Genomic DNA, 20473 nt, shown 5'->3' on the forward strand with positions numbered 1-20473 from the left:
CGCTGGCGGAGGACGCCGCGGCGGCGCACCATGAAAGCGGTGGCCGGGGAGCACCGCGGCCGACGGCGGGCGGCAGGAGGAGTGCTGAGGTGCTGAGCGCGAGGGACGGCGCAGCGACCACACGAGCCTGGGTCGTCGACCGCACGGCACCGGCCGCGGAGCATCTCCTGCGGCGCGTGGAACGCCCCCTCGGCCCCCTGGGACCTGCCGGTCTGCTCGTCGAGGTGCGGGCCTGCGGCGTGTGCCGCACCGACCTGCACCTCGCCGAGGGCGACCTGGCGCCGCGGGTCCCGCACTGCACCCCGGGCCACGAGGTCGTGGGCCGGGTGCTCGACACGGGCCCCGAAGCCGGGGGCTTCGCCCGGGGCGACCGGGTGGGCATCGCCTGGCTGGCGGGCACGTGCGGGTCCTGCCGGTACTGCACGGCCGGCCGGGAGAACCTGTGCCCGGCCTCGCGTTACACGGGATGGGACGTCCACGGCGGCTACGCGCAGCACGCCGTCGTCGACGCCCGCTACGCCTACCGCCTGCCCGAGAACCTGCCGGACGAGGAGCTGGCGCCGCTGCTGTGCGCCGGGATCATCGGCTACCGGGCCCTGGAGCGCGCCGAGCTGCCGCCCGGCGGGCGCCTCGGGGTCTACGGGTTCGGCGCCTCCGCCCACCTCACCGCCCAGCTCGCCATGGCCAGGGGCGCGACGGTGCACGTGATGACCCGCGCCGCGGACGCGCGGCGGCTGGCCCTCGACCTGGGGGCCGCCTCCGCCACGGGCGCGTACGACGCCCCGCCCGAGCCCCTCGACGCGGCGATCCTCTTCGCGCCGGTCGGCGATCTGGTTCCCGTCGCCCTGGCCGCGCTCGACCGCGGTGGCACGCTCGCCGTGGCCGGCATCCACCTGACGGACGTCCCGCGGCTGAACTACCAGCGGCACCTCTTCCAGGAACGCACCCTGCGCAGCGTCACCGCCAACACCCGGGCCGACGGCCGCGCGTACCTCGCCGAGGTGGCGCGGCACCGCCCCGTCGTCCACGTCCAGCGCTATCCGCTGAGCAGGGCGGACGAGGCGCTCGCCGACCTGGCCGCGGACCGCGTCACCGGGGCGGCGGTCCTCATGGCGGACTGAGCTGCCGGGGCGCGGCCTCGCCCCGCGGCGCGGCCTCACCTTGCGGCGAAGCCTCGCCCCGCAGCGCGGGTGTGGTCTCCGGCCGCCACGCCGTCGGCAGGTCCCGTGTCCGCCCCATGGGGGAGAAGAGCAGGATCAGCCCGGCGAGCGGGACCCCCGCCGTGGTGATCCACATGGCGGTGCGGAGGCCGAGGGCGCTGCCGAGCGCTCCGCCGAGCAGCGCTCCCAGCGGGATGGTCCCGTAGTTCAGGAACGCCGTGCTCGCGGTCAGGCGGCCGAGGAGCCCGGGCGGGCAGTAGCGCTGCTGGAAGCTCGCTTTGACGACGTTGCCGGCCACGACGCCGGCGGAGACGCAGAAGCCGCCCGCGACGCACAGCAGCACGCCGGCCCCGCCCGTGGTCAGCGGGATGAGCAGGGCGCACACCGGCAGCCCGAGCTCGAAGAACAGCGTCGCCCGTGCCGTGCCGGTCCGGGCGGCGACCCGCCGCGCGAGGAAGGCCCCGGCGATGCCGCCGCTGCCGGCGGCCGCGACGACCGCGCCGACGGTTCCGGGAGCCAGCCCGACCGTACGGGCCAGGAACACCACCAGAATCGACTGATACCCCATCAGGGCCAGGTTGGAGACCGCGCCGAACAGCGTCAGCGTGCGCAGCCAGGGGTCCCCTACGACCAGCCGCAGGCCCTCACCGATCTCACCGGCCAGGGAACCGGGACGACGCGCCGCTCCGGCGGGGCGCGGCTCGCGGTGGCGGATGCCCGACAGGCACAGGAGGGAGACGAGGAACGTTGCGGCGTTGGCGAACATCCCGTTGACGGCACCGGCGCATTGCGCGATCAGCCCGCCGGAGCTCTGGCCGGCGATCTGCGCGGCGGACGCGCTGCCGTGCAGCTTGGCGTTGCCCTCGGGCTGGTCGGCGGGTTCCAGGATGCCGGGCAGATAGGCGCTGTAGGCGGTCTGGAAGAACACCGTGGCCGTGCCCGCCAGGAGCGTTACGGTCAGCAGCAGGCCCATGCTCAGCTGCCCGGCCCGGGCGGCGACCGGGACACCGGCGAACAGGACGAGGGAGACGGAGGCGGCGGCCGTCATGACCGGCCTGCGCCGGCAGCGGTCCACCCAGGCGCCCACCGGCAGGCCGATGACCAGCCACGGCGCCCAGGAGGCCGCGGTCAGCAGGCCGACCTCGAACGGGCCGGCGTGCAGGTCGGAGACGGCGATCAGCGGCATCGCCACACCGGTGACGGACGCGCCGAACTTGCCGGCGGTCTCTCCGCACCACAGCAGCCGGAAGTCCCGGTGCCGCCGCAGGAGACCGCCGCGCGTGCCGCGGCTCATGAGGTGCCGCGCTCCTTGCGGGGGAAGGACTGGAGCTGCACGACGACGGGGAGCGCGTCCGGGGCCGGCTCGGCGTCCGCGGCGGGGGTGTGGCGCGCGATGACGGCCATCAGCTCGGCGTTGAGCGCCGCCAGCTGATCCGGCGTCATCCGCAGGTCCCGCCAGTCCGAGACCGTACCGGCGCTGCGCCACGACTCGTCCCAGTCCTCGGTGAAGTAGTGGGTGACCCTGTCGAAGTACTGCCGCGTCAGCTCGTGCAGGTAGACCGAGAGCGCGCCCCGGCTGTCGGGATCGTCGCGGAAGTCGGCGGTGTTGAGCTCGTTGGCGACGCCGACCCGCCTCCACCACCGTTCCCGCTTCGTGCCCCGCCCGGTCTCCTCCTCGATGAAGCCGTGCTCGGCGAGGTGGCGCAGGTGCCAGCTGACGGTGCCCGTGTTCTCCCCGAGGCGCCCGGCGAGCCCGGTGGCGGTCGCGGGGCCGTCCAGGCTGAGCAGTTCGAAGATCTTCATCCGCAGCGGATGGGCCAGGCCCCGCAGGCTGCGCGCGTCGATGCGGCGTGACGGCCTGGTCGACTGCGGTGCGGGGGCGGGCGGTTGAGAGGTGCGCTCGGGCTTCTCGGGCATGCCGACATCGTAGGTTGCAGAGGGTTCTCTGCAAAGATCTCTCTGCAAAGAATCCTCTGCAACCCATGTCGTCGTACGGGGCAAGGCGTACGAGGCGGCCTACCGGTGGGTGAACTCCGGCGGGCGCTTCTCCGCGAACGCCGCCATGCCCTCCTTCTGGTCGGCCGTCGCGAAGACCGCGTGGAACAGGCGGCGTTCGAAGCGCACCCCCTCGGCGAGGGTGGTCTCGAACGCGCGGTTGACCGCCTCCTTGGCCATCATCGCGACGGGCGCCGACATGCCCGCCACGGTCTCGGCGACCGCGAGCGCCTCGGCGAGGAGCTCGCCGGCCGGCACGATCCGGGAGACGAGGCCCGCCCGCTCGGCCTCGGCGGCGTCCATGGTCCGGCCGGTCAGGCACAGCTCCATCGCCTTGGCCTTGCCGACCGCCCGGGTCAGGCGCTGGGAGCCGCCGATGCCCGGGATGACCCCGAGCTTGATCTCCGGCTGGCCGAAGACCGCGCTGTCGGCGGCGAGGAGGATGTCACAGAGCATGGCCAGCTCGCAGCCGCCCCCGAGGGCGTAGCCGGAGACGGCGGCGATCGTGGGCGTACGGAGCTGCGCCAGCCGGTCCCAGGCGGTGAACCAGTCGCTGAGGTACATGTCCATGTACCCCTGGGGCCGCATCTCCTTGATGTCGGCGCCGGCCGCGAAGGCCTTCTCGGAGCCGGTGAGGACGATGCAGCCCACGTCCGGGTCGCGGTCGAGGACCTCGGTCGCCGCGACGACCTCGTTCATGACCTGGAGGTTGAGGGCGTTGAGGGCCTTGGGGCGGTTGAGCGTCAGGAGAGCGGTGCGGCCCTTGCGCTCGACCAGGATCGTCTCGTACGGGCCGGGGCCGGTGGCGTCGGTCATGCCGGGGTTCCGTTCTGAGCGGGGGAGGCTTCGGAGAGGGAAGCCGCGGAAGCGGAAGCGGAGGCGTCGGGGGAGCCGGAGGAGGAGCCGGAGCGCTCGCGGATGGCCCGGACGATGCCCGAGAAGTCCCGGTCCGCTCCCTCGGCGTCCGCGAACTCGGTGTACATGCGCGCGGCCCGCAGGCCGAGTTCGGCGTCGACGCCGCCCGCGCGGGCCGCGTTCGCCGCGAGCCCGAGGTCCTTGGCCATCAGCGGGGCGGCGAACCCGGGCGCGTAGCCGCGCCCGGCGGGGCTGCCCGGCACCGGCCCGGGCACCGGGCAGTTGACGGTCAGGGCCCAGCACTGGCCGGACGCGGTGGAGGCGACATCGAACAGGGCCTGGTGGCTCAGGCCCAGGCTCTCGCCCAGCACGAACGCCTCGCTGACCGCGATCATCGAGATCCCCAGGATCATGTTGTTGCAGATCTTGGCGGCCTGCCCCGAACCGGCGGCCCCGCAGTGCACGGCCTTGCGGCCCATGGCCGACAGCAGCGGCTCGGCCCGCGCGAAGTCCGTGGCCTCGCCGCCCGCCATGAACGTCAAGGTGCCCGCCTCGGCGCCGACGACGCCGCCGGAGACCGGGGCGTCGAGCGCCCGGTGGCCCGCGGCGAGCGCCGCCTCGTGCGCGGCCCGCGCGTCGGCGACGTCGATGGTGGAGCAGTCGACGAACAGCGTGCCGGGCGCCGCCGAGGCGAGCAGCCCCTCCTCCCGGTAGAGGGCGAGGACATGGCGGCCGGCGGGCAGCATGGTGATCACCACGTCCGCACCGGACGCGGCCTCCGCCGCCGAAGCCGCCGCCTCGACCCCCGCGTCCACCGCCGAGGCGAGCAGGCCGGGCACGAGGTCGTAACCGATGACGCGGTACCCGGCCTTGACGAGGCTGGCGGCCATCGGCCCGCCCATGTGACCGAGCCCGACGAACCCGACGACGCCGCTCACCAGGGCACCTCCTGAAGGGAACCGGTCACGTCCAGACGGAGCTCCCGCTCGCCGAGCGGCGCGAAGAACCGGGACACGTCCGCCTCGCCCACCTCGGCGAGCGTGGCGGGGGACCAGCGCGGACTGCGGTCCTTGTCGATCACCTGCGCCCGGATGCCCTCGACGAGGTCCGCCGAGGCCAGCGCCGCGCACGAGACGCGGTACTCCTGCTCCAGGACCCGCTCCAGGGGACCGAGCTCCCGCGCCCGGCGCAGTGCGGCCAGGGTGACCTTCAGCGCGGTGGGGGACTTGGCGAGGAGCGTCGCGGCGGCGTCCCCGGCGGCCGGCGCGCCGCTGCCGAGCAGCCGTTCCAGGATCTCCTCCACGGTGCCGGCGGCGTAGCAGTGGTCGATCCACTCCTGGTGGGCGGCGAGTTCGCCGGGCGGCGCCTGGCCGACGTACCGGGCGAGGACGTCGCGCACGGGCGCCTGCGCCAGGTCGCCGATCAGGCCGGGCAGCAGCTCCGAGGGGACGTAGTGGTCCGCGAGCCCGCACAGCAGGGCGTCCGCCGCGCCCACCGCCGCGCCGGACAGCGCCAGGTGGGTGCCCAGCTCGCCGGGGGCGAGGCCGAGCAGATACGTTCCGCCGACGTCGGGGACGAAGCCGATGCCCGTCTCCGGCATGGCGACGCGCGAGCGTTCGGTGACGATCCGCACGCTGCCGTGCGCCGAGACGCCGACGCCGCCGCCCATGACGATGCCGTCCATGACGGCCACGTACGGCTTGGAGTAGCGGGCGATGCGGGCGTTGAGCCGGTACTCGTCCCGCCAGAAGTCCGCCGACGCGGATCCGCCGGCCCGCGCGTCCTCGTGGATGGAGCGGATGTCGCCGCCGGCGCACAGCCCCCGCTCGCCCGCGCCCGTGATGACGACGGTCTCGACGGCGGGATCCTTCTCCCACTCCGTCAGCGCCTCGTCGATGCGGAGCGCCATGGCGTGGGTGAGGGCGTTGAGTGCCTTGGGGCGGTTGAGGGTGATGTACGCGGCGCGTCCCTCCGTACGCAGCAGGACGCTGTCCCCGCTTCCCGCGTTGCTCGCGCTGTTCGCGTTGTCCGTGCCGGCCGTCGTCATCGGACGTCTTCCGTCAGCCCGCGGGCCACGATGAGGCGCATGATCTCGTTCGTTCCTTCCAGGATCCGGTGCACCCTGAGATCGCGGACGATCTTCTCGATGCCGTATTCGCTGAGATAGCCGTATCCGCCGTGCAGCTGGAGGGCCTCGTCGGCGATCGCGTAGCCGGTGTCGGTGGCGAACCGCTTGGCCATCGCGCACAGTTGCGCGGCCTGGGGGAGGCCCTGGTCCAGGGCCTCCGCGGCCTGGCGGACCAGCGCCCGGGCCGCGGTCAGCCCGGTCGCCATGTCGGCGAGCCGGAACTGCAGGGCCTGCGCGTCGAGCAGCCGCGCCCCGAACGCCTCGCGGTCCGCGAGGTGGTCGAGGCTGCGGCGCAGGGCGCTCCGCGCGCCGCCGAGGGAGCAGGCGGCGATGCCGAGCCGGCCGCCGTTGAGCCCGTTCATGGCGATGCGGAATCCGTCGCCCTCGGCGCCGAGCCTGCGGTCGGCCGGGACGCGGACGCCGTCGAGGACGACCTGGCGGGTCGGCTGGGCGTTCCAGCCCATCTTCGTCTCGTTCGGCCCGAAGGACAGCCCCGCGTCGTCCCGTTCGACGACGAAGGCCGACACGCCGCGCGGCCCCGGCTCGCCCGTGCGCGCCATCACGATGTACAGGTGCGAGGCGCCCGCGCCGGAGATGAACTGCTTGACGCCCGTCAGGACGTAGTGGTCGCCGTCGCGCTCGGCGCGCGTGCGCAGCGCGGCGGCGTCGGAACCCGCTCCCGGCTCGGTCAGGCAGTAGCTGCCGAAGGCGTCCATGGCGCACAGCGCCGGGAGCCAGCGGGCGCGCTGGGCCTCGTCGCCGTAGCGGTCGATCATCCAGCCGACCATGTTGTGGATGGAGAGGTAGCCGGCGATGGAGGGGCAGCCGGTGGCCAGCGTCTCGAAGATCACGACGCCGTCCGAGCGGGTCAGGCCGGAGCCCCCGGAGGCCTCACGGACGTAGACGCCGCCGAGGCCGAGGTCCGCGCCCTTGCGGAGGACGCCGGTGGGGAAGTGCTTGTCCCGGTCCCAGGCGACGGCGTGCGGGGCGAGGTGCTCGGCCGCGAAGTCCAGCGTCGTCCCGGCGATGGCGAGCTGCTCCTCGGAGAGCAGGCCGTCGGTCATCGTCGCCGTCATCGCATCGTCGGGATGGTGAAGCTCGCGCCTTCCTTGACCCCGGAGGGCCAGCGCGAGGTGACGGTCTTGGTACGGGTGTAGAAGCGGACGGCGTCCGGGCCGTGCTGGTTCAGGTCGCCGAAGCCGGAGCGCTTCCAGCCGCCGAAGGTGTGGTACGCGACGGGCACCGGGATCGGCACGTTCACGCCGACCATGCCGGTGTTCACTCGGCGGGTGAAGTCCCGGGCGGTGTCCCCGTCCCGCGTGAAGATGGCCACGCCGTTGCCGTACGGGTGCTCGCTGGGCAGCCGCAGCGCCTCCTCGTAGCCGGCCGCGCGGACGACGCACAGGACCGGCCCGAAGATCTCCTCCCGGTAGATCCGCATGCTGGTGGAGACGCGGTCGAAGAGGGAGGCGCCCGCGAAGAAGCCGTTCTCGTGGCCGGGCAGGACGAAGCCGCGCCCGTCGACGACGAGTTCGGCGCCCTCGGTGGTGCCGATGTCCACGTAGCGGCGCACGCGGTCGAGGGCGTCCCGGCTCACCAGCGGACCGAAGTCGGCGTCCGGGTCGTCGGAGCGGCCGATGCGCAGGGCGCCGATGCGCTCCTTCAGCTTCGCGACCAGGGCGTCGGCGGTCTCCTCGCCGACGGGGACGGCGACGGAGATCGCCATGCAGCGCTCGCCCGCCGATCCGTAGCCGGCGCCGACCAGCGCGTCGACGGCCTGGTCGAGGTCGGCGTCCGGCATGATGATCATGTGGTTCTTGGCGCCGCCGAAGCACTGGGCGCGCTTGCCGCGGGCGGCGGCGGTGGCGTAGACGTGCGCCGCGACCTGCGTGGAGCCGACGAAGCCGAGGGCCTGGACCCGGGGGTCCTCCAGCAGGGTGCCGACCGCTTCCTTGCCGCCGTTGACCACGTTCAGCACGCCCGGGGGCAGCCCCGCCTCCAGGAAGAGCTCGGCGAGCCGCAGCGGCACGGACGGGGCGCGCTCGGACGGCTTGAGGACGAAGGAGTTGCCGCACGCGATCGCGGGCGCGGCCTTCCACAGCGGGATCATCGCGGGGAAGTTGAACGGCGTGATGCCGGCGACGACGCCGAGCGGGGCGCGCAGCGAGTGCACGTCGATGCCCGTGCCGGCGTTGTCGGTGAACTCGCCCTTCAGCAGGTGCGGGATCCCGGCGGCGAACTCGGCGACCTCCAGGCCCCGCTGGAGGTCGCCGTGGGCGTCGGCGACGGTCTTGCCGTGCTCGGCCGACAGCAGCCGGGCGAGCGCCTCGCGCTCGCCCTCCACCAGTTGCAGGAACCTCAGCAGGACGCGGGCGCGCCGCTGCGGGTTCCACTCGGCCCACTCCGGCTGGGCGGCCGCGGCGTTCGCGATCGCGGCCGTCGTGTCCGCGTGCCCCGCCAGGGGGATCCGGGCCTGGACGGCGCCGGTGTTGGGGTCGTACACGTCGGTGAAGAGCCCCGACGTGCCCGGGGTGTGTTCACCGCCGATGAAATGCGTCAGTTCACGGACCATGGAAGCCTGCTCTCGTCAGGTCAGGTGAGATCCGGGGATGGGCATGGGGCATTGCCGCTCTTTCCGGGGCCTGCTGAGCCCTGCGCAGAGCTAGCGTTGCGCGGACATGACGGACATGTGCGCGCGCTTCGCCGGATCACCAGGGTCGTGAGTGCGGACCGGTGCCATGCGTGTCTGCTCCATCCTCGTGGACAACACGGAACATCCCGCGGCCGGTATCCTGACTCCCGGATCATCGCGCGCCCCCGGCCTTCCCGACGAGTGACGCGTCCGGTGACGCACCTCGTCAGTGGCCTTCTCTCGACGGCGCACTCCCCGGTCACAGTGGCGGGACCGTGCCGGATTCACACCGGCTTCCCTGCACCGCGGGCCTTGTTCACGAAGATATAGTTGGACGTCCTAGTAAGTCCACCCCCGGCTTGATCGCGTCTCCCGCCGTGGCGCGATCACTCCTCCGCCACCGGATAGGGCACGAACGTGCTGCTGTTCTCGTCGACGGCGAGGGGGCGGCCGAGCGGCGGCACGGCCCGCTGCGGGCAGTCGAGGCGTTCGCAGATGCGGCAGCCCATGCCGATGGGGGTGGCGGCGGAGGCGTTGCCCAGGTCGAGGCCGTCGGAGTAGACGAGCCGGCCGGCGTGCCGGATCTCGCAGCCCAGGCCGATGGCGAACGACTTGCCCGGCTCGCCCCAGCCGCCGCGCTGCCGGGTCACGGTGCGCGCGGTCCACAGATACCGCTGCCCGTCGGGCATGGCCGCGATCTGCACCTGGATCCGGCCCGGCGCGGCGAACGCCTCGTACACGTTCCACAGCGGGCAGGTGCCGCCCGCGCGGGAGAAGTGGAAGCCCGTCGCCGACTGCCGCTTGGACATGTTGCCCGCCCGGTCGACGCGGACGAAGGAGAACGGCACGCCGCGCAGCCGCGGCCGCTGGAGGGTGCTCAGCCGGTGGCAGACCGTCTCGTAGCCGACGCCGAAGTGGTCGGTGAGGCGCTCGATGTCGTAGCGCATCTCCTCGGCCGTCGCGTGGAAGGCGCGGTACGGCAGGATCAGCGCGGCGGCCATGTAGTTGGCGATGCCGATCCGGGCGAGCGACCACGCGGTGGAGCCCTCGGGGTAGTCCTCCGAGGCGAGCGCGGAGATCTCGCCGTCGCATTCGAGGAGGGCCAGCTGCGTGGCCATCCGGAAGGCCCGCTGGCCGGGGCGGAGCCTGCCGGAGAGGTGCAGGACCCGGCGCACCGGGTCGTAGTGGTGCGGGCGGCCGGAGTCCGCGGCCAGGTGGACGGCGTGCCGCTCCGTGAGCCGCGCCGAGAGGGCCGGGAGCACGCCGCCGGGCCGGATGCCGAGGCCCGCGGCCAGCTCCTCGGCGGCGAGGTCGAGGTCGTGGAGGTAGTTCCGGCGGCGGTAGAAGAACTCCCGGATCTCCTCGTGCGGCGTGCGGGGCACGGCCGGGCCGGCGCCGCCGCCCCTGCCGTCCGCCGCCTCGGCCAGGCGCTCGGTCAGGGCCTGGTTGCGGCGGCCCAGGTCGAGTAGGACGGAGGCCACGGCGGGCAGCCGGGAGGCGAGTTCGGACAGGTCCGCCGGGGAGACCCGGGCGGCCGAGATCTCCTCGGCGAGGGCCTCGCGCAGGTCGGCGACGACCCGGGCGGTGCCGAGCTCCGAGAAGAAACCGGGCTCCACGCCGAACGCCTCGGTCAGGCGCAGCAGGACGGGGACGGTCAGCGGCCGGGAGTCGTGCTCCATCTGGTTGAGGTAGCTGGGGGAGATGGCCAGGACACGGGCGAACTCCGCCTGGCTGAGCCGCCGCTCCTCGCGCAGCCTGCGCAGCCGTGCTCCCGCGTACGTCTTGCTCACCATCGCCTCCGGTCTCTGCTCTCCGCGTCCGTCCGTTCCCCGCGTCCGTCCCGGTGCGCGTGGGGAATTGAACCTTCGCAGACTTGGCGGAACGCAGAGAGAAGATTCGCAAGAATTGGCAGAAGGCCATGCTTGATGGCACTCAGTGCCACTGTCAGAGTCGTACCACGGCCCGCCGGAACCCCGGCGAACCGCCCCTCGCGCACCAGCGAAGGCACGGCGGGCCATGACATCCGATGGCATCCGAGGGAGAGCGACTCTCTTCGCAGGATTGACAGAACTTCGACGCGGTTCAGGACGCGGTCCCGAACGCGACACCGGGAGACGAACATGGCTCAGGCACAGACGGCGGCGGAAGCACTGGCGCAACAGTGGGCCGAGGACCCCCGCTGGAAGGGCATCGAGCGCACCTACAGCGCGGAGGACGTCGTCCGGCTGTCCGGCAGCGTCCGCGAGGAGCACACCCTCGCCCGGCGCGGCGCCGAACGCCTCTGGCGGCAGCTCCACGAGCGCGACTACGTCCACGCGCTCGGCGCGCTCACCGGCGGCCAGGCCGTCCAGATGGTCAGGGCCGGGCTCCAGGCGATCTACCTGTCCGGCTGGCAGGTCGCCGCCGACGCCAACCTGGTCGGCCACACCTACCCCGACCAGAGCCTCTACCCGGCCAACTCGGTGCCGCAGGTGGTGCGCCGCATCAACAACGCCCTGCTGCGGGCCGACCAGATCGCCACCGCCGAGGGCACCGACACCGCCGTCGACTGGCTCGCGCCGATCGTCGCCGACGCCGAGGCCGGCTTCGGCGGCCCCCTCAACGCCTTCGAGCTCACCAAGGCGATGATCGCCGCCGGCGCGGCCGGCATCCACTACGAGGACCAGCTCGCCTCCGAGAAGAAGTGCGGCCACCTCGGCGGCAAGGTCCTCGTCCCGACCGCCCAGCACATCCGCACTCTCAACGCGGCCCGCCTCGCCGCCGACATCGCGGGCGTCCCCACCCTGATCGTGGCCCGTACGGACGCGCTCGCCGCGAACCTGCTGACCAGCGACGTCGACGAGCGCGACGCGCAGTTCGTCACGGGAGAACGCACCGCCGAGGGCTTCTACCGCGTGCAGAACGGCATGGCACCGGTCATCGCCCGCGGCCTCGCCTACGCCCCGTACGCCGACCTCATCTGGGTCGAGACCGGCACCCCGGACCTGGCCCAGGCCCGCGAGTTCGCCGAGGCCCTCCACGCCGAGTACCCCGGCAAGATGCTGGCCTACAACTGCTCGCCCTCCTTCAACTGGAAGGCGGCCCTGGACGACGACCAGATCGCCAAGTTCCAGCGCGAGCTCGGCGCGATGGGATACCGCTTCCAGTTCATCACCCTGGCCGGCTTCCACTCCCTCAACCACGCCATGTTCGACCTCGCCCACGGCTACGCCGAGCACGGCATGACCGCCTACGTCGACCTCCAGGAGCGCGAGTTCGCCTCCCAGGCGCAGGGTTTCACCGCCGTCAAGCACCAGCGGGAGGTCGGCACCGGCTACTTCGACCTCGTCTCGACCGCCGTCAACCCCGCCTCCTCCACCACCGCGCTGACCGGCTCCACGGAGGAGGAGCAGTTCCACTAGGAGAGCCCGGTCAGGTGAGGGCCGGACGACCTCCCCGTCCGGCCCTCACCGCCTCTCACCACCCTCTTCGCCCCTCATCGCCCCGCAGATGGAGACCCGCATGCCCCTCACCGCACTGACCGGCCGTGCCGAGGTCCTCGGCACACCGGGCGACCGCCACGACGAGATCCTCACACCCGAGGCGCTGGACTTCATCAGCCGCCTGCATGCCGCCTTTGCCGAGCGGCGCACCGAGTTGCTCAGAGAACGCCGCCGCCGCGCCCTGCTCCTCGCCTCCGGCGCCGCGCTCGACTTCCCGCTCGTCACCTCCGCCGTCCGCACCGACCGCGTCTGGCGCGTCGCACCGCCCGCGCCGGGGCTCACCGACCGCCGGGTGGAGATCACCGGCCCGCCCGAGCGGCGCATGACCGTCAACGCCCTCAACTCCGGCGCGCAGGTGTGGATGGCCGACTTCGAGGACGCCACCTCGCCCACCTGGGACAACATCGTCGGCGGCCAGCTGAACCTGCTCGACGCCGTCGAACGGCGCCTCGACTTCACCACGCCCGGGGGCAAGCACTACCGGCTCGGGGAACGGCTCGCGACCATCATGGTCCGCCCCCGCGGCTGGCACCTCACCGAGGAGCACCTGACCGTCGGCGGCCGCCCCGTGCCGGCCTCGCTCGTCGACTTCGGCCTGTACTTCTTCCACTGCGCCCAGCGGCGGATCGACGCCGGGAGCGGCCCCTACTTCTATCTCCCCAAGCTGGAGAACCGCTACGAGGCCCGGCTGTGGAACGACGTGTTCGTCCTCGCCCAGGACCTGCTCGGCATCCCCCGCGGCACGGTCCGCGCCACCGTCCTCATCGAGACGGTCACCGCCGCCTTCGAGATGGAGGAGATCCTTTACGAGCTGCGCGAGCACAGCGCCGGACTCAACGCGGGCCGCTGGGACTACCTCTTCAGCGTGATCAAGAACTTCGCCCACCGCCCCGACTTCGTCCTCCCGGACCGGGCCCGGGTCACCATGACCGCCCCCTTCATGCGCGCCTACACCGAACTGCTGGTGCGCACCTGCCACCGGCGGGGCGCCCACGCGATCGGCGGGATGGCGGCCCAGGTCCCGAGCCGCGACGCGGCGGCCGACGAGGCGGCGCTCGCCAAGGTGCGGCTGGACAAGGAGCGCGAGGCCGAGGACGGCTTCGACGGCTCGTGGGTCGCCCACCCCGGCCTCGTCCCCGTCTGCCGCGACGCCTTCGACGCCGTCCTGGACGACCGGCCGCACCAGATCGACCGCACCCGCGACGACGTCGACGTGACCGCCGCCGGCCTCCTCGCCGTCCGCCGCGTCAGCGGCCCGCCGACCGGGGAAGGCGTCCGCGCGAACATCGCCGTCGCCCTGCGGTACTTCGACGCGTGGCTGCGCGGCAGCGGAGCCGTCGCGCTGGGCGGCCTGATGGAGGACGCCGCCACCGCCGAGATCGCCCGCTGCCAGATCTGGCAGTGGATCCGCCACGGCGCCGTCGACCGGGACACGGTGCTCACCCTCCTCGACGCGGAGACCGCGGCCCTGACCGGGGAAGACCCGCACGCACGCGCCGCGCAGGCCCGCGAGATCTTCGAACGCACCGCCCTCGCCGGAGAACTGCCGGCGTTCTTCACCGCCGACGCCTACGACCGGTACCTCGTCCGCCGGACGGAGGTGCGGCCGTGAGCGCCTCCATGAGCGCATCCATCCAGCGGGTCGGGGTCGTCGGCGGCGGCCGGATGGGCGCCGGCATCGCGGAGGTCTGCGCCCGCGCCGGCCTCGGCACCGTGGTCTGCGAGGCCGACGCGACCGCCGCCCGCGCGGCGCGCGACCGCGTCACGGCCTCCCTCGAACGCGCCGTCGACCGGGGCAAGCTGGACCGTACGGACGCCGAGGACGCCCTGGGCCGCCTCGTCTTCACCGGCAGCCTCGACGACCTGGCCGACCGCCACCTCGTCATCGAGGCCGTCATCGAGAACACCGACGTGAAGACCGAGGTCTTCGCGGCCCTCGACAAGATCGTCGAGGACCCGGCGGCGATCCTCGCCACCAACACCTCCTCCATCCCCGTCATGCGGCTCGGCATGGCGACACGGCGCGCCGACCGCGTCGTGGGCCTGCACTTCTTCAACCCGGTACCCGTCCTGCCGCTGGTCGAAGTGGTCGCGTCCCTGCACACCGCGCCCGCGGCCGTCACCGCCGTCGAGGCCTTCGCCGCCACCCTGGGCAAGACCGTCGTCCGCTCGCAGGACCGGGCCGGATTCGTCGTCAACGCGCTCCTCGTCCCGTACCTCCTCGCGGCCGTCCGCATGGCCGAGTCCGGGTTCGCCGCCGCCACCGATATCGACGCCGGCATGGAGCTGGGCTGCGCGCACCCGATGGGCCCGCTCAAGCTCGCCGACCTCATCGGGCTGGACACCGTCGCCTCCATCGCGGAATCCCTCTACGAGGAGTTCAAGGAGCCGCTCTACGCCCCGCCCCCGCTGTTGCAGCGGATGGTCCAGGCAGGCCTCCTCGGCCGCAAGACGGGCAGGGGCTTCCACGTCTACGCCGGTACGGGCGGCAGCGGGTCCGGCCCGGTGTAGGCGTTCAAAGGCGGCCGGATGACGGCCCTCTACCAGGCCAGGAGCAGCAGTTCGCTCGTGAGGCCCGGCCCGAGGGCGAGGAGCAGGCCGGCGGAGCCCGGTGCGGGCGGCGCGGCGAGGGTCCTGCGGAGGACGTCGAGCACCGAGGCGGAGGAGACGTTGCCGTACTCGGCCAGCGAATCCCGGGAGAGGGCGAGCGCCCCGGGCGGCAGGCCGAGTCCCTGGTCCAGGGCCTCCATGATCTTCGGGCCGCCGGGGTGGCAGACCCAGGAGGTGATGTCCTCCGTGGTCAGACCGTGGCCCGCGAGGAAGTCGTGGACCTCGCCGGGGAGGTGCTTCTCGGCGAACGCGGGGACTTCCGGGGAGAGGAAGACGGCGAAGCCGCCGGTGCCCACGCGCATGCCCATCAGGTGCTCGGTCCCCGGGTGCAGGCGGCTGCGGGTCGCCACGAGCGCGGGGCCGGCGGCCGTACGGGCCCGGTGGGCGCCGAGGACCACGACGGCGGCAGCGGCGTCGCCGAACAGCGCGGTGGCGACGAGATTGGCGGCGGACGCGTCCGCGTACTGGAAGTTCAGCGAGCACAGCTCGACGGAGACCAGGACGGCCACGTCGTCGGGCCGCCCCCGCAGGTAGTCGTGCACCCGCGACAGACCCGCGGCACCTCCCGCGCAGCCGAGACCGAGCAGCGGCATGCGGGCCACGTGCGGAGGCAGTCCGGCCCGCTGGACGAGCTCGGCGTCGAAGGACGGGACGGAGGCCCCGGTGGTGGTCGTGGTGACGATCGCACCGACCTCGCCGGGCTGTACGCCCGCCGCCGCCAGGGCCTTTTCGAGGGCGTCGAGCCCCACCCGGCGGGCCGTGTCGGTCCACGTCGCGTTGTACTCGGTGAACGTGCGCGGCCGGGGGTACTCGGCCAGGGGCAGCGACAGATTGCGGTACGCGATGCCCGTGTGCGCGGCGATGCCGGTGAACTGCCGGCGCACGGACGCGTCGGAGGAGAGGAACGCCTCGGCGAACACGGCGGCGATGTCCCGCTGACGGTGCCGGTGCGGGGGTGCGGACACCGCCACGGAGGCCACCCGGGGAGCCGGCGGGCTCGCGTCGTTCATCAGGCCTCCCAGGGGCGGTCGTGCCGGTCACCGGGTCCGCCCGGTACGGGACAGCCCACGGTGACGCGGGCGCGGTCCGGTCCGGCAGGGCGTGAAGCAGGGCGCGAGTGCGCCTCGTGCGGCGTGCGGGGCACCGCGGTGCTTTCGGCGGCCCGGGAAAGCCGGTGGAACCGGAGGTGTCCGGGGTAGCCACGTGGCCTCAGCCGCGCCCGGCCGGCGCGTGTGTGAAGCGAAGGGGTACCCATGATCGGCAAGCGTGGCGTCGGGATCGCTCTGTCCTCCCTCGCCCTGGTCGCGTCGGGCATCGGCGGGGCACCGGCGGCCCGGGCCCGTGACCACGACCACGACCGTGGCCATGCCTTCCAGGACTGCACGGGCCGCGAGAACATCACGTACGGACCGGGGCTCAGCCTCTCCTCCGGCACCTCGGCCGTCAGCGTCGACGGTACGTACCGCTGCACGGACGTCCCGGGCCGCACCATCACGGCCACATACCACACCGAGGGCACCACCGGAGGCACCTGTCTGCTCCTCGCCTCGAACAAGTCGGAGGAGACCCTGCACTACGCGGACGGCAGCACGACCGTCATCGCGTACCGCTCGGGCCCCTCCGTCCGCCTCGCGGGCGTCAACACCGCGGTGCTCGACGGAGTGGTCGTCTCCGGGCGCGGCAAGGGGTCGGCCGCGGAGAAGACCATCCAGACGCTGCCCGCCGGCCTGCCGACCGACTGCGTGCTCGGCGGCGGCATCCGGCACACCGTCGCCTTCACGCACTTGAGCATCACCCGGTGACGGAGAGGACGGGGCGGCTCCGGTCCGCGGTGGCGTCCAGCGTGGGGTAGTCGTTGTAGCCGGTCTCGCCGCCCACGTACATCGAGTACTCCTCGCGGACCGGGTTCAGCGGGGCGCCGGCACGCGAGCGCTCGACCAGGTCGGGGTTGGCGATGAAGGCGCGGCCCAGGGCGATCAGGTCGGCGCCCGAGGCCAGCAGGCGTTCGCCGGCGCTCCGCCCGCCGTCGGCGGGCAGCGTCCCCGAACGGCGCAGGTCGGGGTTGGCCATCAGCACGCCGGACCAGTCGTCGCGGATCCGCCGGTACAGGGGCTGGTCCGGGTCGGCGAACAGCACGTGCAGGTAGGCCAGTCCGAGGTCGCCGACGGCGTCGAGGAGGGCCGGGTAGATGTGGTCGGTGTCGCCCTCGTCGATGCCGTTGACGGTGTTCGCCGGGGAGATCCGCAGCCCCACCCGCTCCGGGCCGATCGCGTCGGCCACGGCGCGGGCCGTTTCGGCCGCGAAGCGGACGCGGGCGGCGGCGGAACCGCCGTAGGCGTCCGTGCGCCGGTTGGTGTTCTGCGCCATGAACTGGTGGAGGAGCATGCCGTTGGCGGCGTGCACCTCCACTCCGGCGAAGCCCGCGGCGACGGCGTTGCGGGCGGCCTGGGCGAAGTCGGCGATGGTGGAGCGGATGTCGTCGGCGGTCATCTCGCGGGGCACGACGGAGGGCCGGCGTCCGGCGGGCGTGTGGATCGTCTCCGGGAGCGCGAGCGGCGAGGGCGAGACCGGCGTCAGACCGCTGTTGTCCGGGTGACCGACCCGCCCGCCGTGCTGGAGCTGGAGGAACATCCGGCCGCCCGCGGCGTCCACCGCGTCCGTGACCCGGCGCCATCCGGCCACGTGCTCCGGGCGGTGGATGGCGGGGATGTTCGCGTACGTCCGGCCCACGGCGTTCGGGGTGGTGCCTTCGGCGATGATCAGGCCGGCGGAGGCGCGCTGCGCGTAGTGGGTGGCCATCATCGGCGTCGGTACGCCGTCGGCACCGGCCCGGGTCCTCGTCAGAGGGGCCATGACCAGGCGGTTCGGCAGGTGCAGCGGGCCGAGGCGGAAGGGTGCGAAGAGACCGGAGTCAGCAGGTGCGTTCGTCATGCCCGTACGGTAGAAGTTGACACCAGTGTCAGGTTCAAGTCCCGCCGGGCGCCTTCGGGCGGTCCCGCCGCGGGCGAGAGGGGGATGGCCGGAGTGCGGATAGGTGAACTGGCCCGGCGGACCGGTGTGAGCGAGCGGTCGCTGCGCTACTACGAGAAGCAGCAGTTGCTGACGTCCGAACGGACGCCCGGCGGGCAGCGCGAGTACGGGGAGTGGGCGGTCGACCGGGTCATCCGGATCCAGGTGCTCTTCGCCGCGGGGCTCAACAGCACGAAGATCGGGCAGCTGCTGCCCTGCATGCGGGACCCGGACGGCGCCCCGTCGGAGCGGGCGGACGGCCTGCTGGTCGCCGAACTGGCCGGGGAGCGGCAGCGCATCGACCGGATGATCGCCGACCTGGTGCGTACCCGCGACGTCCTCGACGAGGTGATCGACACGGCGTCGCAGCCGGGCCGGGAGAGGGCCGCCGCCTGAACGGCCCCCGTGGGTCGGGTGGTATCAGAACGCGGCGATCGAGGCAGGGGCGCGTTCGGCCCGGGCGAGGGCGCGGAGGACGGCGGTGGAGCCGTGGCGGCGCCGGGCCAGGCGGGCGAGGAGCGCGACGACGGTGTCGGCGGCGCGCTCGGGGAGCTCGGGCGCGGACGTGCCGACGCTGACGGCGAGGTCGTCGTTGTGGACCGCGAGCTCCATCATGCGGGTGACGAGCAGGTCGTCGAGGCGCAGCGACCACGGCCCCCACAGGGGGATGCGCACCGGCCGGTCCGCGTCCGCCGGCCGCAGGAGGGCGGGCAGTTCCTCAAGTGCGGCGGCGAGGCGCGCTGTCATGACGGCGTGGCCTTCGGAGGCGACGTCCTCGCCGCCCTGCCGGATACGGACGTTGGCGTCGGCGTCGGCTGCGGCACCGATCCAGCCGACCCGGGCGTAGTGGCCGAGCAGGGAGACGACCAGGTCACGCGGCTCCGGGCCGGTCAGGGCCGGGGCGACGCAGAGGACCTGATAGGCCAGATGCCCGGCGAGACCGCGCACGGTGAAGCCGGGCAGCGCACTCGGGCCGTCCCAGGCGGCGGCGACCGCCTCCTCGCGCAGCAGCGCGGCAGCGGCGCGGGCGGTGGCGAGGAAATCGTCCTGGACGGCGGTCAGGGTGCCGGTCATGCGGGCAGCGTCCCACGTCAGCCGGCGGATATGCGCGCCCCGGCCCGGTCCGCTGCCGCGCGGGTCAGCCGTTCAGGTGTAATCCGCCCGCCGGACGAGGGCATCCGGAGGAACCGCTGGCAAGATCACCTCGTCACTCCCGCCGCGAGATCAGGAGACGTGAACCATCGTGGGAATCAAGACGAGTTGGGCGCTGCGCGCAGGACTGAGCGCCCTCGGCGCCCTGGCACTCCTTGTCACCGGCGTGCCCTCCGCGGAGGCCGGTGCGCGGGGCTGCAACCACCGGACGTGCATCTCCGTCCAGGGGTCGGGTCTCCACGTCGATTCGGTCTCGGCGTCGACGACCTGGAACGGTGACTTCACCGGGCACTTCCACATCTGGGGCGGCGGCCTGAACGCCAACAGCGCGACGGGCTACTGGGGATACCACCAGCAGTACACGGTGCACGTCGGCCGCGACCTGCCGAACCGCTCGGTGGTGTGCGCGGAGGGATGGGAGCACGTCAACGGCCACCTGGAGTCCCGCGGCCGCGCCTGCGAGGAGATCCGCTTCTAGCCGCTCCCAGCCCCTTCCAGCCGCTTAAAGTGCGCTCGCCGGGGCTTCACTCCTCGTCCAGCACCGCCCGGATCACATAGCGGGCGTTGCGGGCCATCGCCGGGTTCGTCCGGCGGTAGTACGGCAGCGCGATCAGGGCCTGCGAGAGGGCGCGGCCCCGGCCGCGGGCCCAGGTCGCGCCGTCCACGCCGAGCGCTTCGCGGAAGGCCTCCCGCGCGGCGGGCGGCAGCAGGTTCCACGCCGGGAACAGGTCGCAGGCCGGGTCGCCCACCCCCGCGCACCCGAAGTCGATCACCGAGGCCAGCCTGCCGCCGGCCACCAGCAGATTGCCCGGCATCAGGTCGGCGTGCAGCCAGACCGGCGGCCCGTCCCAGGCCGGGGCGCGCAGCGCGCCCTCCCATACGGCGGTCACGGCATCGCAGTCGACACCCTCCTCGGGGATCCCGCGCAGTTCCGCGATCGCCGCCCGGGTCGCCTCGTCGAGCGAGGCGAGCGGCCCGCCGCGGTGGGCTTGCGGCGCACCCGGCAGGGTGACGCTCCGCATCGCGGCCACGAACCCGGCCAGGTCCCCGGCCAGCAGTACGGGCTCGCTCAGGGCCCCCGCCTCGGGGTTCTCTCCCGCCAGCCACCCGTGCACCGACCAGGGCCACGGATACCCCTCGGCGGGCTTCCCGGCCCCGAGCACCTCGGGGATCGCCGCGGGCAGCCGGGGCGCGAGCCGGGGCAGCCACTCCTGCTCCAGCAACACGTCCGGGGCGCCGCCCCGCACCAGCGGCAGCCGCACGACCATGTCGCCGCCCAGCCGGAACATGGCGTTCACCGTGCCGCCGGACGCGAACCGCTCCACGTCCCGCCCCGCCCACTGCGGGAACTGCCCGGCGACCAGCCGGCGTACGAGGTTCTCATCGACGGGGTGCTCGCCGGCGTGCATCTGCCCTGTGCTCATGGGCGCCCATCCGACCGCCGGACGCC

General features: G+C 73.5%; 19 protein-coding genes and 1 riboswitch. Of the genes, 7 read left to right on the forward strand and 12 right to left on the reverse strand.

Going from position 1 to position 20473, the window contains the following annotated elements; all coding sequences use genetic code 11:
- The first annotated feature begins 92 nt into the window (after positions 1-92).
- Complete coding sequence (locus D7231_RS00105) at positions 93-1121, forward strand: zinc-binding alcohol dehydrogenase family protein (RefSeq protein WP_120753356.1); 1029 nt, start codon at positions 93-95, stop codon at positions 1119-1121.
- Here the strand turns inward: D7231_RS00105 and D7231_RS00110 are convergent.
- From D7231_RS00110 to D7231_RS00145, 8 genes are all read right to left on the reverse strand, one after another.
- Entirely contained in the window at positions 1108-2454 is a 1347-nt protein-coding gene (locus D7231_RS00110; RefSeq protein ID WP_120752814.1) for an MFS transporter, read from the reverse strand. The two genes, D7231_RS00105 and D7231_RS00110, sit on opposite strands and share 14 nt — an antisense overlap.
- Positions 2451-3077, reverse strand: coding sequence for an ArsR/SmtB family transcription factor (locus D7231_RS00115; protein WP_120752815.1), 627 nt, complete (start codon positions 3075-3077; stop codon positions 2451-2453). Before D7231_RS00115 ends, D7231_RS00110 begins: the two co-directional genes overlap by 4 nt.
- 99 nt (positions 3078-3176) lie before the next feature.
- A complete protein-coding gene (locus D7231_RS00120) occupies positions 3177-3971 on the reverse strand; it encodes an enoyl-CoA hydratase (RefSeq protein ID WP_120752816.1) in 795 nt (264 codons plus the stop codon).
- A complete protein-coding gene (gene mmsB / locus D7231_RS00125; protein ID WP_120752817.1) occupies positions 3968-4948 on the reverse strand; it encodes a 3-hydroxyisobutyrate dehydrogenase in 981 nt (326 codons plus the stop codon). Before mmsB ends, D7231_RS00120 begins: the two co-directional genes overlap by 4 nt.
- Complete coding sequence (locus tag D7231_RS00130; RefSeq protein WP_120752818.1) at positions 4945-6057, reverse strand: enoyl-CoA hydratase/isomerase family protein; 1113 nt, start codon at positions 6055-6057, stop codon at positions 4945-4947. Before D7231_RS00130 ends, mmsB begins: the two co-directional genes overlap by 4 nt.
- Complete coding sequence (locus D7231_RS00135; protein WP_422396651.1) at positions 6054-7214, reverse strand: acyl-CoA dehydrogenase family protein; 1161 nt, start codon at positions 7212-7214, stop codon at positions 6054-6056. Before D7231_RS00135 ends, D7231_RS00130 begins: the two co-directional genes overlap by 4 nt.
- Positions 7211-8710 carry a CoA-acylating methylmalonate-semialdehyde dehydrogenase gene (locus tag D7231_RS00140; RefSeq protein ID WP_120752819.1) on the reverse strand — a complete coding sequence of 500 codons (1500 nt, stop codon included), beginning with the start codon at positions 8708-8710 and terminating at the stop codon, positions 7211-7213. Before D7231_RS00140 ends, D7231_RS00135 begins: the two co-directional genes overlap by 4 nt.
- A 193-nt stretch (positions 8711-8903) precedes the next feature.
- Positions 8904-9093: riboswitch (cobalamin riboswitch) on the reverse strand.
- Between the two features lie 63 nt (positions 9094-9156).
- A complete protein-coding gene (locus D7231_RS00145) occupies positions 9157-10560 on the reverse strand; it encodes a short-chain fatty acyl-CoA regulator family protein (RefSeq protein WP_120753358.1) in 1404 nt (467 codons plus the stop codon).
- A gap of 330 nt (positions 10561-10890) precedes the next feature.
- On the opposite strand from D7231_RS00145, the gene aceA reads away from it, so the two are divergent.
- The 3 genes from aceA to D7231_RS00160 all read left to right on the forward strand — a co-directional run bounded on the left by aceA (position 10891) and on the right by D7231_RS00160 (position 14763).
- Positions 10891-12171 (forward strand): isocitrate lyase, encoded by a 1281-nt coding sequence (aceA, locus tag D7231_RS00150; RefSeq protein ID WP_120752820.1) that lies wholly within the window; start codon positions 10891-10893, stop codon positions 12169-12171.
- 100 nt (positions 12172-12271) lie between these two features.
- On the forward strand, positions 12272-13864 hold the full coding sequence (aceB, locus tag D7231_RS00155) for a malate synthase A (protein WP_120752821.1): 1593 nt from the start codon (positions 12272-12274) through the stop codon (positions 13862-13864).
- 8 nt (positions 13865-13872) lie between these two features.
- On the forward strand, positions 13873-14763 hold the full coding sequence (locus D7231_RS00160) for a 3-hydroxybutyryl-CoA dehydrogenase (RefSeq protein ID WP_120753359.1): 891 nt from the start codon (positions 13873-13875) through the stop codon (positions 14761-14763).
- A 29-nt stretch (positions 14764-14792) separates the two neighbouring features.
- Here the strand turns inward: D7231_RS00160 and D7231_RS00165 are convergent, their stop codons facing one another.
- The gene (locus tag D7231_RS00165) at positions 14793-15872 is read right to left on the reverse strand and encodes a type III polyketide synthase (RefSeq protein WP_120752822.1); all 1080 of its coding nucleotides are present in this window, start codon (positions 15870-15872) and stop codon (positions 14793-14795) included.
- Positions 15873-16115: 243 nt separating this feature from the next.
- Between D7231_RS00165 and D7231_RS00170 the strand changes: the two genes are divergently transcribed.
- A complete protein-coding gene (locus D7231_RS00170; RefSeq protein ID WP_120752823.1) occupies positions 16116-16664 on the forward strand; it encodes a hypothetical protein in 549 nt (182 codons plus the stop codon).
- On the opposite strand, the gene D7231_RS00175 is transcribed toward D7231_RS00170, so the two are convergent.
- Positions 16654-17793, reverse strand: coding sequence for an alkene reductase (locus D7231_RS00175; protein ID WP_120752824.1), 1140 nt, complete (start codon positions 17791-17793; stop codon positions 16654-16656). The two genes, D7231_RS00170 and D7231_RS00175, sit on opposite strands and share 11 nt — an antisense overlap.
- A 93-nt stretch (positions 17794-17886) precedes the next feature.
- Between D7231_RS00175 and D7231_RS00180 the strand changes: the two genes are divergently transcribed.
- Positions 17887-18267, forward strand: a complete 381-nt coding sequence (locus tag D7231_RS00180) for a MerR family transcriptional regulator (protein ID WP_120752825.1) — start codon at positions 17887-17889, stop codon at positions 18265-18267.
- A 24-nt stretch (positions 18268-18291) separates the two neighbouring features.
- On the opposite strand, the gene D7231_RS00185 is transcribed toward D7231_RS00180, so the two are convergent.
- Positions 18292-18945, reverse strand: coding sequence for a maleylpyruvate isomerase N-terminal domain-containing protein (locus D7231_RS00185; RefSeq protein WP_241999480.1), 654 nt, complete (start codon positions 18943-18945; stop codon positions 18292-18294).
- Positions 18946-19114: 169 nt separating this feature from the next.
- On the opposite strand from D7231_RS00185, the gene D7231_RS00190 reads away from it, so the two are divergent.
- Positions 19115-19501 (forward strand): hypothetical protein, encoded by a 387-nt coding sequence (locus D7231_RS00190; protein WP_120752826.1) that lies wholly within the window; start codon positions 19115-19117, stop codon positions 19499-19501.
- A gap of 46 nt (positions 19502-19547) precedes the next feature.
- Here the strand turns inward: D7231_RS00190 and D7231_RS00195 are convergent, their stop codons facing one another.
- Positions 19548-20447 (reverse strand): aminoglycoside phosphotransferase family protein, encoded by a 900-nt coding sequence (locus D7231_RS00195; RefSeq protein ID WP_199739273.1) that lies wholly within the window; start codon positions 20445-20447, stop codon positions 19548-19550.
- Positions 20448-20473: the final 26 nt, after the last annotated feature.

The organism is Streptomyces klenkii (genome assembly GCF_003626645.1).
In the GTDB taxonomy this organism is placed as follows: Bacteria; Actinomycetota; Actinomycetes; order Streptomycetales; family Streptomycetaceae; genus Streptomyces; species Streptomyces klenkii.

Bases quoted from the DNA above. Each gene is read 5' to 3' on its own strand.
- D7231_RS00160 (WP_120753359.1), top strand. From the start codon at position 13,873: ATGAGCGCATCCATCCAGCGGGTCGGGGTCGTCGGCGGCGGCCGGATG.
- D7231_RS00195 (WP_199739273.1), bottom strand. From the start codon at position 20,447: ATGAGCACAGGGCAGATGCACGCCGGCGAGCACCCCGTCGATGAGAAC.
- D7231_RS00115 (WP_120752815.1), bottom strand. From the start codon at position 3,077: ATGCCCGAGAAGCCCGAGCGCACCTCTCAACCGCCCGCCCCCGCACCG.
- D7231_RS00165 (WP_120752822.1), bottom strand. From the start codon at position 15,872: ATGAACGACGCGAGCCCGCCGGCTCCCCGGGTGGCCTCCGTGGCGGTG.
- D7231_RS00120 (WP_120752816.1), bottom strand. From the start codon at position 3,971: ATGACCGACGCCACCGGCCCCGGCCCGTACGAGACGATCCTGGTCGAG.
- D7231_RS00110 (WP_120752814.1), bottom strand. From the start codon at position 2,454: ATGAGCCGCGGCACGCGCGGCGGTCTCCTGCGGCGGCACCGGGACTTC.
- D7231_RS00130 (WP_120752818.1), bottom strand. From the start codon at position 6,057: ATGACGACGGCCGGCACGGACAACGCGAACAGCGCGAGCAACGCGGGA.
- D7231_RS00140 (WP_120752819.1), bottom strand. From the start codon at position 8,710: ATGGTCCGTGAACTGACGCATTTCATCGGCGGTGAACACACCCCGGGC.
- aceB (WP_120752821.1), top strand. From the start codon at position 12,272: ATGCCCCTCACCGCACTGACCGGCCGTGCCGAGGTCCTCGGCACACCG.
- D7231_RS00135 (WP_422396651.1), bottom strand. From the start codon at position 7,214: ATGACGGCGACGATGACCGACGGCCTGCTCTCCGAGGAGCAGCTCGCC.
- D7231_RS00175 (WP_120752824.1), bottom strand. From the start codon at position 17,793: ATGACGAACGCACCTGCTGACTCCGGTCTCTTCGCACCCTTCCGCCTC.
- aceA (WP_120752820.1), top strand. From the start codon at position 10,891: ATGGCTCAGGCACAGACGGCGGCGGAAGCACTGGCGCAACAGTGGGCC.
- D7231_RS00170 (WP_120752823.1), top strand. From the start codon at position 16,116: ATGATCGGCAAGCGTGGCGTCGGGATCGCTCTGTCCTCCCTCGCCCTG.
- D7231_RS00185 (WP_241999480.1), bottom strand. From the start codon at position 18,945: ATGACCGGCACCCTGACCGCCGTCCAGGACGATTTCCTCGCCACCGCC.